The sequence below is a fragment of the Pseudarthrobacter sp. rb genome (assembly GCF_056389225.1).
On the sequence record NZ_JBWJAR010000014.1, the window covers coordinates 13,817 to 26,589 of the forward strand.

Consider the following 12,773-nt stretch of genomic DNA (forward strand, 5'->3'; position numbering starts at 1 on the left):
CCCGCCCACTTTCCCCAGGGAGAGTGGGCGGGCGTTGCCTTGTTTGCTGCAATAGGTGAGCGGGCGTCTAAGGGAACGTCCGACGACGGGCCTCGCCTTAGCGCCCCTTCGGCACCTGCCGCACGGACAGGGTGGTGCTGACGAGGAAGGTCAGCACCGACACGAGGATGACCAGCAGGGCCGGCGTCCACGATGCGGAGCTGTCGTGGACGAAGCCCACCAGCGGCGGCGCGACGGCGGCGAGGCAGTATCCCAGGCCCTGGACAGTGGCGGACATCCGGCCGGCCGAGGCCTGGTCGCGGGCCAGCTTGATGATGGCGATGAAGATCAGGGTGATGCCGCCGCCCTGGGCGATCCCGCCGGAGGTGGACCACAGCCACCACAGCTGCGGCAGGAAAAGCAGCCCCACCGGAACGGCAAGCCACAACGTACCCAGGGTGACCGCCACCGCCGTCGTATTCATGTATTTGGCCGCGAAAGGCACGCCGAGTCCGCCCACGATGGCCAGGATCTGGAAGATTGAGGACGCGGCGCCGGCCTGGGCTGCGTTCATTCCCAGTTCGTCGTGCAGGTAGCTCGGCAGCCATGCCGTGACGCCGTAATAGGAGAACGCCTGGCCGCCGAAGCCGGCCGTGAGCCCGGCGGTAGTCCAGCCGGAACGGCTTGCCGGGGCCCGGGGCGTGTCCCCGCCGTCTTCGGCCTCGGCCAGGAAAGCCGTCCGGGGCCCCACTGCCAGCACCCACACCACCACCGCGGCGACGGCCAGGACGGCGACGGCACCCAAGGCCAGCCGCCACCCGGTCACTGCCGCGAGCGGGGCCATGATCACCGAGGTCAGGAAGGACCCGATATTCAGGGCTGCGGTGTAGATTCCCATCGCGGTCCCCTGCCGTCGGGGAGCGAAATCGCGGCGGATGATCAATGGCACCGCGATGTTGCCGATGGTGATGGCCACCCCGATGACCACCGTGCCGGCCACCACCAGGACCGGTCCTCCCGCGGAGCGGAGCAGCACGCCGGCCAGGACCCCCAGGATGGTCAGCGTCACGGCGAACTCGGCACCGAACTTCCGGGCGGCCAGGGACGCCAGCGGAGCCGCGAGCGAGAAGCAGAGCACAGGGATGCTGGTCAGCAGCCCCAGCATGACCGGCGAAAAGTGCAGTTCCGCCTGCATGAGGTCCACCAGGGGCGCAACGGCCACGAACGGGCCACGGAGGTTCAGCGCCAGCAGGCCGATGCAGGCCAGCAGGACCCAGCTCTTCGGGACGCGGGACAGGACGCGGCTGCTCACAGGGTCAAAATCGGGAATGGGCGTGGATTCATCACTCCCATTGCTATCACGCTCCGCGGTGCTGGAGTTTCAGGCACCCTCCCGGACGGCCCTGCCATACGATGAACGTGACCCAAGGACGTAGGACACACTGCGAAGGACACCGATGACGCACCGCCTTGCCATCCTCGATGACTACCAGGACGTGGCCCACGGCTTCGCCGACTTCACGGCGTTGGAGGCCGAAGGGGTCACGGTGACGTCCTACCGGGAGCCTTTTGCTTCCGGCGACGCGCTGGTTTCGGCGCTGGCGGACACCACCATGGTGATCGCGATGCGGGAGCGGACGGCGTTCCCCCGCGAAGTGTTCGAGAAACTGCCGGCGCTTGAGCTGCTGGTCACCACGGGGATGGCGAATGCCGCCATCGACGTGGCGGCGGCGGCCGAGCACGGGGTGACGGTGTGCGGCACGCCCGGCTCACCCACGGCCGCGCCCGAACTGACCTGGGCCCTCCTGCTGGCCATCGCCCGGCACCTTCCTGCCGAGGAAAGCTCCCTCCGGGCGGGTACCTGGCAGTCAACGGTGGGCTTTGAGCTGGCCGGCAAGACGCTGGGCATCGTGGGACTGGGCAAAATCGGCCGGCGGGTGGCCGCTTACGGGCAGGCTTTCGGGATGGACGTCGTGGCGTGGAGCCAGAACCTCACGGCGGAGACGGCCAAAGAGGCCGGGGCCCGGCTGGTGTCCAAGGAGGAGCTCTTCACGGTGGCCGACGTCGCCACCCTCCATCTGAGGCTCTCCCCGCGGTCGGAAAACACCGTGGGCGAGGCCGAGCTGCGGCTGCTGGGACCGGAGGGCATCCTCGTCAACACCGCCCGGGGGCCACTCGTTGACCAGGAAGCCCTGATCAGGGCATTGAACGAAGGATGGATCCGCGGCGCCGCCCTGGACGTCTTCGACCAGGAACCCCTGCGGGCCGGCCACCCGCTCCTGGCCGCCCCGAACACCGTGCTGTCCCCCCACCTGGGCTATGTCACGCAGGAAAGCTACCGCCAGTTCTACGGCGGCGCCCTGGAGGACGTCACCGCCTGGCTTGCCGGCTCCCCCATCCGAACCCTCACGGCCTGACCCTTTTTACTACCGGAGCAACCGAATGACCCACATCATCCGCACGGCAACAACGGACGACGCCGGCCCCCTCGCCGGGCTGGCGGCCGTCACCTTTCCGCTGGCCTGCCCGCCGTCGTCGTCACCTGCCGACATTGCCGCCCATCTGGCCAACACGCTCAGCGAGGAGCACTTCAAGGGCTACCTCGCGGACCCGGACATCACCGTCCTGGTCATCGACGCCAACGGGCAGCTCTGCGGCTACAGCCTCCTGGTGGACAGGCCGGCAGCGGACCCGGACGTGGCTTCCGTGCTGACGCTGCTGCCGTCCGTGGAAATCAGCAAATGCTATGCCCACCCCGACTATCACGGGCTGGGCGCGGCCGCAGAACTCATGCACGCAAGCCTCCAGGCGGCCGCAGCATCCGGCGGCGCCGGGGCCTGGCTGGGTGTGAACAGCCAGAATGCCCGCGCCATCCGCTTCTACGGGAAGTCCGGATTCCGGAAGGTGGGTACCAAATCGTTCCGGCTGGGCAGCACCGTGGAGCACGACTTCGTCCTGGAGCGTCCCCTGCCATAACCGCTCACGTTCCCGGTTGATGCAGCCTTCGGATGCCTGGGCCTGCCAGAGGTTCCTCCAACGGGTAGGCCAGCGGCGGCCGCGGTTCGGCCAGGAGCTTCAGCCCAGGCGGGAGGCCCTCGATGGTGCCGCTCGATCCGGTGGCGCTGATGGTCACCCGGCTGGTGTCCAGCAGGACATTTTCGGCCCTGAACGAACCCACGGACTCCGGCAGGATCGGCGCCAAGTGCACCACCCCGCGGGTGAACACAGGGTCGAAACGCAACAGGATCCGTGCAAGCTGCACCGGTGCGGCCGCGGCCCAGGCCTGCGGTGAGCATGCGGTGGGATAGGGAACGGGGCCCGGCAACTCGCCGCGGTCGAACCCGCAGAACAGCTCCGGCAGCCGGCCGTCAAAATGCTGGGCAGCATCGAGGATGCCCAGGGCCACCCTCTTGGCCTCGTCCACGAACCCATAACGCATCAACCCCGTGGCTACCAGCGCAGTGTCGTGCGGCCACACCGAGCCGTTGTGGTAGCTGACGGGGTTGTAGGCGCCCATGTCGGAGGCGAGGGTGCGGATACCCCAGCCTGTGAACATCTGCGGGGACATCAGGTTTTCCATGACGGACGTTGCTTTGTCCTCGTCCACGATACCCGTCCACAGGCAGTGGCCGATGTTCGACGTCAGCGCATCGACGTGCCGTTTGTCCTTGTCCAGCGCCACCGCAAAATAGCCCTTGTCAGGAAGCCAAAACTTCTTGTTGAACTCCTCCTTGAAGGCTGCCGCCTTGTCGGCCCAGTGCTTTTCCAGGTCCGAATCTCCGGTCCAGTGGGCCAGCAGCGACCTGCCAAGGTAGGCGGAGTAGACATAGGCCTGGACTTCGCAGAGCGCGATCGGGGCTTCCGCGATGGTCCCGTCCGCGAAATTAATGCCGTCCCAGGAGTCCTTCCAGCCTTGGTTGACCAGGCCATGGTCGTTTGGCCGCAGGTATTCAACGAAGCCGTCGCCGTCGCGGTCGCCGTACCTTTCAATCCATTCCAGGGCGCGGTCCGCGTGCGCCAGCAGCGGCTGGATCGCATCCCGTGACAACCCCCACCGGCTTAACTCGCCCAGGGTGGATACGAAGAGCGGGGTGGCGTCGGCCGTGCCGTAGTACGCGGTGCCGCCCAGCGACAGGCCGGCAGTGACGCCCAAGCGCACCTCATGGGGAATGCGGCCCGGTTCCTCCTCGGAGTCCACGTCCACCTTCTTCCCCTGGATACCGGCCAGGGTCTGCAGCGTGCCCAGGGCAAGATTGGGGTTGACCATCATGCTCATGTAAGACGTGAGCAGCGAGTCCCGCCCGAACAGCGCCATGAACCAGGGCGCCCCCGCTGCGACCGCGGCGCGGTTGGGATGGCGGGCATCGAAAATCCGGAGTGCACCAAGGTCACTTTGGCTGCGGTTGAGCACGTTCTGGAAGCTGGTGTCCTCGATGCTGATCCGCGGAACGTTCTCCTCCCACGCCAGGTGGCGCCGAACGCCCTCACGGTGGTGCGGGAGTTGGCCTTCGGTGAAGGGCTTTTCCGGGGCTTCCCCATTGACCAGCGGCACCACGATGACGCTGGTGCTCCATTTGCCGCGGGCCGGAACGGTGACGTTGAACCGTAGCCCGTCGGTCTCCACCTCAGCACCCCGGGCCCCGATGGCGGAACCCCGCTGCTGGCCGTGCCGGGATGCTTCAATGATGAGCTTTCCATCCACCACGGTGCGGGTTGTGTCATCGGGGCCTGTTGTCCGGCCGCCTTTCACGTCGAAGAGGTCGGCCTGGTCTGCGTCCACGAGAAGTTCGATGGCACACTCAACGGGTTCCGCAGCGTAGTTCTGCAGGGTGATGTCGTCCTGCAGGCCCGGCCCGATGTGGCGGACATGGCGGACTACCAGGGGACTGTCGAACCGGCCTCCCGGCCAGGTGGCGCGGCCAACAAATGTCGCCTCGAAAGGCTGCGGCTTTTGGGCTGACAATGGTTCGCGCCGCGAGCCGTTGATGCGCAGCACCCAGCGCGAAACGATCCGGGTGTCCTGGTAGAACGCCCCGTTCGTGCCCCCGTCGTGACTGATGTCGCCGGTCCCCGCCGAAATACAAAACGAAGAACCTTCCAGAACGGTGACGGCACCCACGTCGGAGCCCGAGGCCTCATTATCTTCGTTCCAGGCGGTCATGGAAGGACTCCCTTCTCAGGCGGATTGCTGCCGGGAGCCGAATGGCCGCCCGCCCCCTTATCGATTTTGGTGCACAGGCGTGGTAACCGGAACCCCTCCCGGCAATCTCCCGGTCAGCAGGTCATCAAAGAGCCTGAGATGCTGTGCCACCATCCGCTGGGCACTGAACCGCTCCTCCACTGATGCCCGGCACCGTTCCCTGCTCAAGCCGGCGGCCGCTTCAATGAAGCCGCTCAACTGCTGGGTATCCCCCAAGAAGCCGGTGCGGCCGTGCTCAACAATTTCCGGGGCCGAGCCGATGCGCGTGCCGATGACGGGAGTTCCGGTGGCCATCGCCTCGATCATGACCAGGCCGAAAGGCTCGGACCACTGGATGGGGTTCAGGAAGGCCAGCGCCTCACCCATCAGCCGGTACTTGGCGGCGTCATCCACCTCCCCCACAAAATCCTCGTTGGGGCCAAGTATCGGCTCAATAACCTCCCGGAAGTAGCGGATCTCCTCGGGCTCCCGCATTTTCACAGCGATCTTCAGGTGCACACCTGCCTGCCGTGCGATGGTTATTGCCTCCAGCAGCCCCTTGTCCTCGCATGCTCGGCCCACGAAGCACAGGTAACCGCCACGCCCGCTTCCGATCGGGACGGCTGAAACGTCCATGCCGTGATGGATCACCTGCGTGACGGGGACTTCCGGGGCATGGGACGCCTGGTCCCGCGATATCGCCACGATGGCGACGTCCCGGGCCATGGCCCGGTACAGGTCTTCGGCGTCTTGGTGGAGCGGGCCGTGGATGGTGGTTACCACCGGCACCTTAGGAGGCCTGTGCGCGTAAAGGGGCCCGGCCAGTGTGTGGTCATGGATGATGTCCACATCCTGGAGTCCCTTGTACGCGCGGATGACATGGCTGAGCTCGGACATCGTGAAGCCCAGCTCATCCCGGGATGCTGGCCGCATCCCCGGTACCTTCGGTACAGGGCAGGTACTTTCGGAAGGGGCCGCCAGCAACACCTCATGGCCGGCGGCGACGAACCCGCGCGCCAGGGTGTCCACCACTCTTTCAATGCCGCCATAGGTACCCGGTGGAATGGGAATCCACGGTCCTGCAATAACTCCGATACGCATATCTGGCCTCCAGATGACGAGGCCCGAGCTCCCCAGCCGCAAGGCACCTGCCGCCGCCGGGCATGCCTGCCCCGCGGTGTTCGACATTTCCATGGCGTCTGCTTCACCTACTTCAGAACTATTGCCCACGAATGCCCCGGCCACAAGGGTTGAATGTGGCCCATCTCACGGCAAGCGCCGGAATGGCTGTCCGGGCGGCCGGGTTATGCAGGACATGAAGATTGAGATCTGGTCGGACGTTGCCTGCCCCTGGTGTTTCATCGGCAAGCGCCGGTTCGAAGCTGCCTTGGCAGCGTTTCCCCACCGTGAAGCCGTCGACGTGGTGTGGCGCAGCTACCAGCTGGACCCAACACTGCCGGAGCACTACGACGGGACCGAACTGGAGTACCTGAGCAGCCGCAAGGGAATGCCCGCGCCGCAGGTCTCGCAGATGTTCGAGCACGTGGCCCAGCAGGCCAAGGGTGAAGGCCTGGACTACCGGTTCGACAAGGTTGTGGTGGCCAACAGTTTCACCGCCCACCGCCTGATCCACCTCGCGGCAGCCCACGGCAGGCAGGATGCGGCCAAGGAGCGCCTGCTCAGCGACCACTTTGAGCACGGCAAGGACATTGGCAGCCGGGATTACCTCACGTCCTTGGGCGCGGACCTGGGCCTGCCGGCCAACGAGGTGGAGGAACTCTTCACCACCGACAAGTACTCGGACGAGGTCCGGTTCGACTTCCAGGAGGCCCAAGGCCTCGGGATCAGCGGCGTTCCCTTCTTCGTAATCGACCGGAAGTTCGGATTGTCCGGCGCCCAGCCCACGGAGACGTTCACCACTGCCCTTAACCAGGCCTGGCAGGACGCCAACCCGCTGGTCCTGGTCAATTCCTCGGAAGCTGACGCGTGCGGCCCGGACGGCTGCGCCGTTTAGCATCTTTTACTGACACATCGCGGTAAAGTGTCTGCATGCCCAGGATTTCAGCGGCCAGCAACGCCGAACAACGCGCGGACACCCAGCGCCGCATCCTCACCGCTTTCGGCGAGCTCCTTTTCACCCACGGCCTTCCGGGGTTGACCATGACGGATGTGGCCCGGCACGCAGGTGTGGGCCGCACCGCCGTGTACAACTACTACGCGGACATCGAAGAACTGCTGATCTCCTATGCCCTGGACGAGACCGAGAAGTTCCTCTCCGACCTGCGCGAATCGCTGAACCGTTTGGAGAACCCGGTGGAGCGGCTGGCGCTGTACGTCCGCGCCCAGGTGGTTGACCTCAGCCGCCGCCACCTCCCGCCGGGGCCTGCCATGGGGGCGGTGCTGTCGCCGTCGTCCTTTGCCAAGCTCTCCGACCATGTGGGCGAGCTCAGCGTCCTGCTGCAGGGCATCCTGCGTGACGGCATGGAGCAGGGCTACCTGCCGGTGGCGGACGTGGGCCAGCAGTCCCAGCTGATCCTGGGCACCTTGTCCTCAAGTGCCGCGAGGGGCAGCGACGAGCCGGCGGAACTGGAGGCGCGCGTGGCACGGACCGTGCGCTTCATCCAGTTGGGCGCTGGCGCCAGGTTCGACGACGGCGGCCGGCCCGTGCGCGTCGGACAGCTCCCGGCTGTGGCCGGCTGAGTCCGGCGGTCAGGGCGTAGGAGCGACGGCGGGCATGACGGGCAGCTTGTCCGTGTCCGCCGTGCGCCGGTTCTCCCGCGGGCAGCTGAGCTTTCCCGGTGTCTGGTCCACCAGTTCCGGTGGGACCAGCGCTTTGTAATCCTGCGCCAGGATGACGTCCACGCTGGCGTCTGTCCTGCCGTCCTGGAAGTAATCGGATCCGGGCACATGGCGCTGCACCGTGAACGCCGCCGCCTGGCCTGCGGCGCCTGACACCACCGCGGCCACGCCCCGGTAGCCGGCGTTGACATTCGATACGTTTCCCACCACGAACTTGCGTGCCAGCAGTTCGTCCGCAACGGAGCGGGCAAGGCCGGGCCGGCTGGTGGAGTTGTAGACGTTGAGGTTGATCTTGTCGGTGGGCGTGTAATCGAACATTGAGGCCGGACAGGATGACACCGGGGTCGGGGCGGGCTCGGCCGAGGGCAGCTTCAGCCGGCCGTTGATGATGGCCAGGGCAACGATGATGCCTGCGGCGATCACTCCGATCAGCAGGACCAGCACCACTCCGTGCAGCACGCGGCGGCGGACCCGGACGGTCTCGTCGGCGTCCCGTGCCGCTTCCATGGCGGCGCGCAGCTCCGGTCCGGAAACGACGTGGTGGCCATGCAGGATGCCGGGGTCCTTGGGCCGCTTGCTAGCCATCGAGCACCAGGACCCGGGCGTGGATCGCGGTGCGCTGGTGCAGGGCGGTCCGGACTGCGCGGTGGAGGCCATCCTCCAGGTAGAGGGTCCCTTGGTACTGCACCACGTGCGGGAACAGGTCACCGAAAAATGTGGAGTCTTCCGCCAGCAACGCTTCCAGGTCCAGGGTGCGCTTGGTGGTCACCAGTTCGTCCAGCCGCACCGGCCGCGGCGGCAGCGATGCCCACTGCTTGGGAGTGCTGTAACCATGGTCGGGGTAAGGGCGGCCCTCGCCCACAGCTTTGAATATCACCATGCCACAGTAGGCACCGTGGTGCCCCAGCGAAAGTAGCAGGGCTGGCCCGCGCCAGGTTGTAGCCAAACAGTGACCATACCGCCACACGGCCGGGTCGGCGGGCGCACGCACGGGGCGGCGGCGGTCCTGCTGACAGAATGGACCCATGACAGTATCCGAGTCCCCTGCCGTGTCCGCACCCGGAATCCGCCTGCCGTCCGCACCACCGCTGGCGCTCCTGCTGGACGTGGACGGGCCGGTGGCCAGCCCGGTGACACGGGACGTAAAGCCCGGCATCATCCTGGACCTGGTGGCCCTCGCAGCAGCCGGGATTCCTGTCATTTTCAACACCGGCCGTTCCGACGCCTTTATCCGCGAACAGGTCATGGAACCCATGATCGCGGCCGGCATCCCGGCGGGAACCGTTATCCACGCCGTCTGCGAAAAGGGCGCGGTCTGGTTCAGCTATACCTCCGCAGGCCCCGGGCCCATCCACGTGGACCGGGAACTCGCCGTCCCGGCAGCGTACGGGGATGACATCCGCCGGCTGGTGGCCGAGGACTATGCCGCCCACATGTTCTTTGACGAGACCAAGCGCGCCATGGTGTCAGTGGAGCAGCACATCGATGTGCCCAGCGCTGACTACCTGGCGGAGCAGAAGCTGTTCGACGCCGAGGCGATGGAACTCATGGCACGCCACGGGCTGGGCGTTGTCCGGCTTGACCATCACGTGCCAAATTCCGACGACGAGGTGGACTACCGCGTCGATCCCACCATTATTTCCACGGACATTGAGTCCGTGCGGCTGGGAAAGGACCTGGGCGCCAGCCGTGCGGTGGAGCTCCTCGCGGCGCAGGGCATCACCCCGCAGGCGTGGCGGACCGTGGGCGATTCCCGCACCGATTACGCCATGGCGGACTGGCTGCACCACAACGACCATCCCGTGAAGCACGTGGACGTCCGGCCCGCGGACGGTGTGCCCAGCAAGCCCTACCCCGTGCTGACGGCAGCGGACCTGGGGCTGGAGTCCACGGTGATCCACGACGACGCCGGCGGCGCCTTCCTGCGGGCCTGGCGGGAGGCGCTGGACGCCTGAGCCCCTGCCGGGCCGGGAATTCCCCGCGCCGTCGCAATAACGCCGCGAAACCTTCCGTTACCCAGGCAGGACTATCATGCAGGTAAGAATGCCCACTTCCACCAGCACGGAGACAACCATTACAGAAGCACCGGTCCAGGACGAGGTCTACTACGGCGCCCAGGCGTCAGTGGAAGAACAATTTCACGCCGAGATCACATCGGCGGCGGCAGAACGGCGGCTGAGCCACCGGGCCGACGTCGTCCGGCACAAGGGCCGCTATGCCCTGATCAACGACACCAGGACCCCATACCAGGCCATGGTGGAAGACCTGCTGTTCCTGCGGAACGTCCTGGCAAACGCCGGCCTGGCGTACCTCCTGGTCCGCGGCAACAATGACCGCCCCGTGCTGGCCCTGGACTGGAAAGACCGGAAGAAACTCCGGGCTGCCCTGGTGGAGGCGTGCCGGGACGAGCCCTTCTACTCCATGACCGTGGACGCGAAGAAAAAGACGTCCGTCCTGGTGGCGGACGGCGAGCTGTCCCCCAACCGGCAGGGACGCATCTTCCGTCTGTACCGGCCGCGGGTGGAGCCGGTGGGCGGTTTCGAGTTCGGCGCTTCCGCCGGCGTCCAGATTGAGCTGTGGTCCTTCCAGGGAGAACAGCTCATTCTTCCGATCGAGAACTCCCTGACCCGCAGGACGCTGCTGCGCCAGGATGCGGTCCGGGGCACCGTGGAACGCTACGGACACACGTGGCCCACCATCGAGAACATGTTTGCCGACCATGCCAGCGACATCAGCTTCGACATCGACATCGTGTTCTCCTGGGTCGACGGCAGCTCCCCCGAATACATCGCGGCCCGCCGCGCCCAGCAAAAGGGACATGTCCTGGGCGAAGGCGACGACCATGAAGCCCGGTTCCGGCAGATCAATGAACTCAAGTACGCACTGCGGTCCGTGTACATGTTCGCGCCCTGGATCCGCCGGATCTTCATCGCCACGGACTCCCCCGCACCTTCCTGGCTGGCGGAGCACCCTTCCGTCAGCATCGTCCGGAGCGAGGAGTTCTTTTCCGATCCCTCGGTGCTGCCCACGCACAATTCACAGGCCGTGGAGTGCCAGCTGCAGCACATCGAGGGGCTGTCCGAGCACTTCCTCTACTCCAACGACGACATGTTTTTTGGCCGGCCGGTGGGCCCGGACATGTTCTTCACCCCCGGCGGCATCACCAAGTTCATCGAGGCGGAAACCAGGATTGGCCTGGGCGAGAACGACGCCGAGCGCAGCGGGTTCGAGAACGCCGCCCGGGTGAACCGCAAGCTCCTGTGGAACCGGTTCGGCCGGATCACCACCCGCCACCTGGAGCACACCGCTGCGCCCCTGCGGCGGAGCGTGGTGGGCCAGATGGAGGAGGAGTTCCCGGAGGAGTTCCGCAAGACGGCGGCCAGCCGGTTCCGTGCAGCGGACAACATCTCCGTGACCAATTCCTTCTACCACTACTACGCCCTGCTGACCGGCCGCGCCGTAACGCAGACTGCCGCGAAGGTGCGCTACGTGGACACCACCATGCGCTCGGGCCTGAAGTACCTGCCCAAGCTGCTCGCAAAGCGGAACATGGATTTCTTCTGCCTGAACGACGGCAGCTTTCCTGAGGTCAGCGCGGACGAGCGCGCCGAAGTGGTGACGGACTTCCTGGAAAGGTACTTCCCCATCAAGGCACCCTGGGAGAAGTAGGCCGGCCGCGCGTCGACCCCCGCAAGCCCAAAGCACTGGGGCCGGCTCCCTGACGGAGCCGGCCCCAGTGCTGTGTGGAGGGGTGCTACCGCCTGGTAGGCACCCCGAGCTTGGTGCTGCCGCGTTGCTTGGTGGTTTCCGGGATCCGGATCCCGGCAGCCTCCAGCCGCCGGGCGGTCTCTTCGGGAGACACATACTCGCCAACGGTGGGGGCACTGCCCATCGGCACCACGGAGTGCACGATGGTGTGTTCATACACGTGCACCAGGTTGAACGCCTGGCCGCCGTCCTGGCCGCGGGTCCCGCCCACAGGTACGTTCAGGTCCTGGGTGTAGCAGGAAGCCGACGCCACCGAGACGGGAACGCCGGCGAAGCTCGCCGTCGTGGAGTAGTGCAGGTGGCCCGCAAGGATGGTGCGGACATCCGAATTACGCACCACTGCGGCCAGGGACGCCTGGTCGCGCAGTTCAACCAGCACCGAGAGGTCCAGCACTGACGGGACCGGAGGGTGGTGGAGGGCCAGGATGGTGCCGTCCGGGGCAGGAGTTTCCAGCTGGCGGGCCAGCCACTCCAGCTGCGCCGGGCTCAGCTCGCCATGATGGAAACCCGGGACCGTGGTGTCCAGGGTGATGACCCGCAGCCCGTTGATGAAGTAGCTGTGGTCCACCGGCTCGTCACTGCCCGGCTGGTCAAGGAGTCCCCTGCGGAAGTTGGCCCGGTCGTCATGGTTTCCCATGGCCCAGATGACCTGGGCGCCCATTTCCTTGCAGGCCGGCTCAACGATGGCCCGAAGCTTCACGTACGCCCCGGCATCGCCCTTGTCGGCAAGGTCGCCCGTGAAGATCACGGCCTCCGGCCTGGCCCCGGACGCTTTGACTTCATCGAAGAGCTGGGCGAGCCTGGCTTCGCTGTCGACGGTTCCGTAGAGGGGTTCTGGACCTCCCAACAGGTGGGGATCACTCAGGTGGAGTAGGAAGTGGCGTGGCCGGGGATGTTCGGCCTCGATGTGCTCCATTGCTACCTCTATGGTCGGTGGGAAGCCGTTCTTCCCTTGTACCCTTCAGTAATATTTATCCAATCAGACATTTGGCAAACATGGGGTAAATCTCCGCCGCTGATGTGGAAAAAGTTAAAAGAACTGCGCTTT

Annotated in this window: 12 protein-coding genes; 6 read left to right on the forward strand and 6 right to left on the reverse strand. The window is 66.1% G+C overall.

Annotated features, from left to right (window positions below; all coding sequences use genetic code 11):
- Positions 1–97 precede the first annotated feature (97 nt).
- On the reverse strand, positions 98–1,291 hold the full coding sequence (locus ACWRN3_RS16850; RefSeq protein ID WP_476741349.1) for an MFS transporter: 1,194 nt from the start codon (positions 1,289–1,291) through the stop codon (positions 98–100).
- A 145-nt stretch (positions 1,292–1,436) separates the two neighbouring features.
- Between ACWRN3_RS16850 and ACWRN3_RS16855 the strand changes: the two genes are divergently transcribed.
- Together ACWRN3_RS16855 and ACWRN3_RS16860 are read left to right on the forward strand one after the other, a co-directional pair.
- Positions 1,437–2,396, forward strand: coding sequence for a D-2-hydroxyacid dehydrogenase family protein (locus ACWRN3_RS16855; RefSeq protein WP_324644033.1), 960 nt, complete (start codon positions 1,437–1,439; stop codon positions 2,394–2,396).
- 25 nt (positions 2,397–2,421) lie between these two features.
- The gene (locus tag ACWRN3_RS16860; protein ID WP_476741350.1) at positions 2,422–2,955 is read left to right on the forward strand and encodes an N-acetyltransferase family protein; all 534 of its coding nucleotides are present in this window, start codon (positions 2,422–2,424) and stop codon (positions 2,953–2,955) included.
- A 4-nt stretch (positions 2,956–2,959) separates the two neighbouring features.
- Here the strand turns inward: ACWRN3_RS16860 and ACWRN3_RS16865 are convergent, their stop codons facing one another.
- Together ACWRN3_RS16865 and ACWRN3_RS16870 are read right to left on the reverse strand one after the other, a co-directional pair.
- A complete protein-coding gene (locus tag ACWRN3_RS16865; RefSeq protein WP_324644031.1) occupies positions 2,960–5,140 on the reverse strand; it encodes an amylo-alpha-1,6-glucosidase in 2,181 nt (726 codons plus the stop codon).
- Between the two features lie 57 nt (positions 5,141–5,197).
- On the reverse strand, positions 5,198–6,259 hold the full coding sequence (locus ACWRN3_RS16870; RefSeq protein WP_476741351.1) for a glycosyltransferase family 4 protein: 1,062 nt from the start codon (positions 6,257–6,259) through the stop codon (positions 5,198–5,200).
- 214 nt (positions 6,260–6,473) lie between these two features.
- Between ACWRN3_RS16870 and ACWRN3_RS16875 the strand changes: the two genes are divergently transcribed.
- Positions 6,474–7,172: a DsbA family oxidoreductase gene (locus ACWRN3_RS16875; protein ID WP_476741352.1), complete on the forward strand. Its 699-nt coding sequence runs from the start codon at positions 6,474–6,476 to the stop codon at positions 7,170–7,172.
- Between the two features lie 35 nt (positions 7,173–7,207).
- On the forward strand, positions 7,208–7,858 hold the full coding sequence (locus ACWRN3_RS16880) for a TetR/AcrR family transcriptional regulator (RefSeq protein ID WP_159633458.1): 651 nt from the start codon (positions 7,208–7,210) through the stop codon (positions 7,856–7,858).
- A 9-nt stretch (positions 7,859–7,867) separates the two neighbouring features.
- Here the strand turns inward: ACWRN3_RS16880 and ACWRN3_RS16885 are convergent, their stop codons facing one another.
- Both ACWRN3_RS16885 and ACWRN3_RS16890 read right to left on the reverse strand, forming a co-directional pair.
- On the reverse strand, positions 7,868–8,542 hold the full coding sequence (locus ACWRN3_RS16885) for a LytR C-terminal domain-containing protein (protein WP_476741353.1): 675 nt from the start codon (positions 8,540–8,542) through the stop codon (positions 7,868–7,870).
- A complete protein-coding gene (locus tag ACWRN3_RS16890) occupies positions 8,535–8,834 on the reverse strand; it encodes a type II toxin-antitoxin system VapB family antitoxin (protein ID WP_026264985.1) in 300 nt (99 codons plus the stop codon). Before ACWRN3_RS16890 ends, ACWRN3_RS16885 begins: the two co-directional genes overlap by 8 nt.
- A 148-nt stretch (positions 8,835–8,982) precedes the next feature.
- Between ACWRN3_RS16890 and ACWRN3_RS16895 the strand changes: the two genes are divergently transcribed.
- Together ACWRN3_RS16895 and ACWRN3_RS16900 are read left to right on the forward strand one after the other, a co-directional pair.
- Positions 8,983–9,912 (forward strand): hypothetical protein, encoded by a 930-nt coding sequence (locus ACWRN3_RS16895; RefSeq protein WP_476741354.1) that lies wholly within the window; start codon positions 8,983–8,985, stop codon positions 9,910–9,912.
- A 76-nt stretch (positions 9,913–9,988) separates the two neighbouring features.
- A complete protein-coding gene (locus tag ACWRN3_RS16900; protein WP_476741355.1) occupies positions 9,989–11,626 on the forward strand; it encodes a stealth family protein in 1,638 nt (545 codons plus the stop codon).
- Between the two features lie 85 nt (positions 11,627–11,711).
- On the opposite strand, the gene ACWRN3_RS16905 is transcribed toward ACWRN3_RS16900, so the two are convergent.
- On the reverse strand, positions 11,712–12,641 hold the full coding sequence (locus ACWRN3_RS16905; RefSeq protein WP_255174335.1) for a phosphodiesterase: 930 nt from the start codon (positions 12,639–12,641) through the stop codon (positions 11,712–11,714).
- Positions 12,642–12,773: the final 132 nt, after the last annotated feature.

What these genes read in the sequence shown, in the direction of transcription:
- ACWRN3_RS16855 (WP_324644033.1), top strand. Translation starts at nt 1,437, where the DNA reads ATGACGCACCGCCTTGCCATCCTCGATGACTACCAGGACGTGGCCCAC.
- ACWRN3_RS16860 (WP_476741350.1), top strand. Translation starts at nt 2,422, where the DNA reads ATGACCCACATCATCCGCACGGCAACAACGGACGACGCCGGCCCCCTC.
- ACWRN3_RS16865 (WP_324644031.1), bottom strand. Translation starts at nt 5,140, where the DNA reads ATGACCGCCTGGAACGAAGATAATGAGGCCTCGGGCTCCGACGTGGGT.
- ACWRN3_RS16870 (WP_476741351.1), bottom strand. Translation starts at nt 6,259, where the DNA reads ATGCGTATCGGAGTTATTGCAGGACCGTGGATTCCCATTCCACCGGGT.
- ACWRN3_RS16875 (WP_476741352.1), top strand. Translation starts at nt 6,474, where the DNA reads ATGAAGATTGAGATCTGGTCGGACGTTGCCTGCCCCTGGTGTTTCATC.
- ACWRN3_RS16880 (WP_159633458.1), top strand. Translation starts at nt 7,208, where the DNA reads ATGCCCAGGATTTCAGCGGCCAGCAACGCCGAACAACGCGCGGACACC.
- ACWRN3_RS16885 (WP_476741353.1), bottom strand. Translation starts at nt 8,542, where the DNA reads ATGGCTAGCAAGCGGCCCAAGGACCCCGGCATCCTGCATGGCCACCAC.
- ACWRN3_RS16895 (WP_476741354.1), top strand. Translation starts at nt 8,983, where the DNA reads ATGACAGTATCCGAGTCCCCTGCCGTGTCCGCACCCGGAATCCGCCTG.
- ACWRN3_RS16900 (WP_476741355.1), top strand. Translation starts at nt 9,989, where the DNA reads ATGCAGGTAAGAATGCCCACTTCCACCAGCACGGAGACAACCATTACA.
- ACWRN3_RS16905 (WP_255174335.1), bottom strand. Translation starts at nt 12,641, where the DNA reads ATGGAGCACATCGAGGCCGAACATCCCCGGCCACGCCACTTCCTACTC.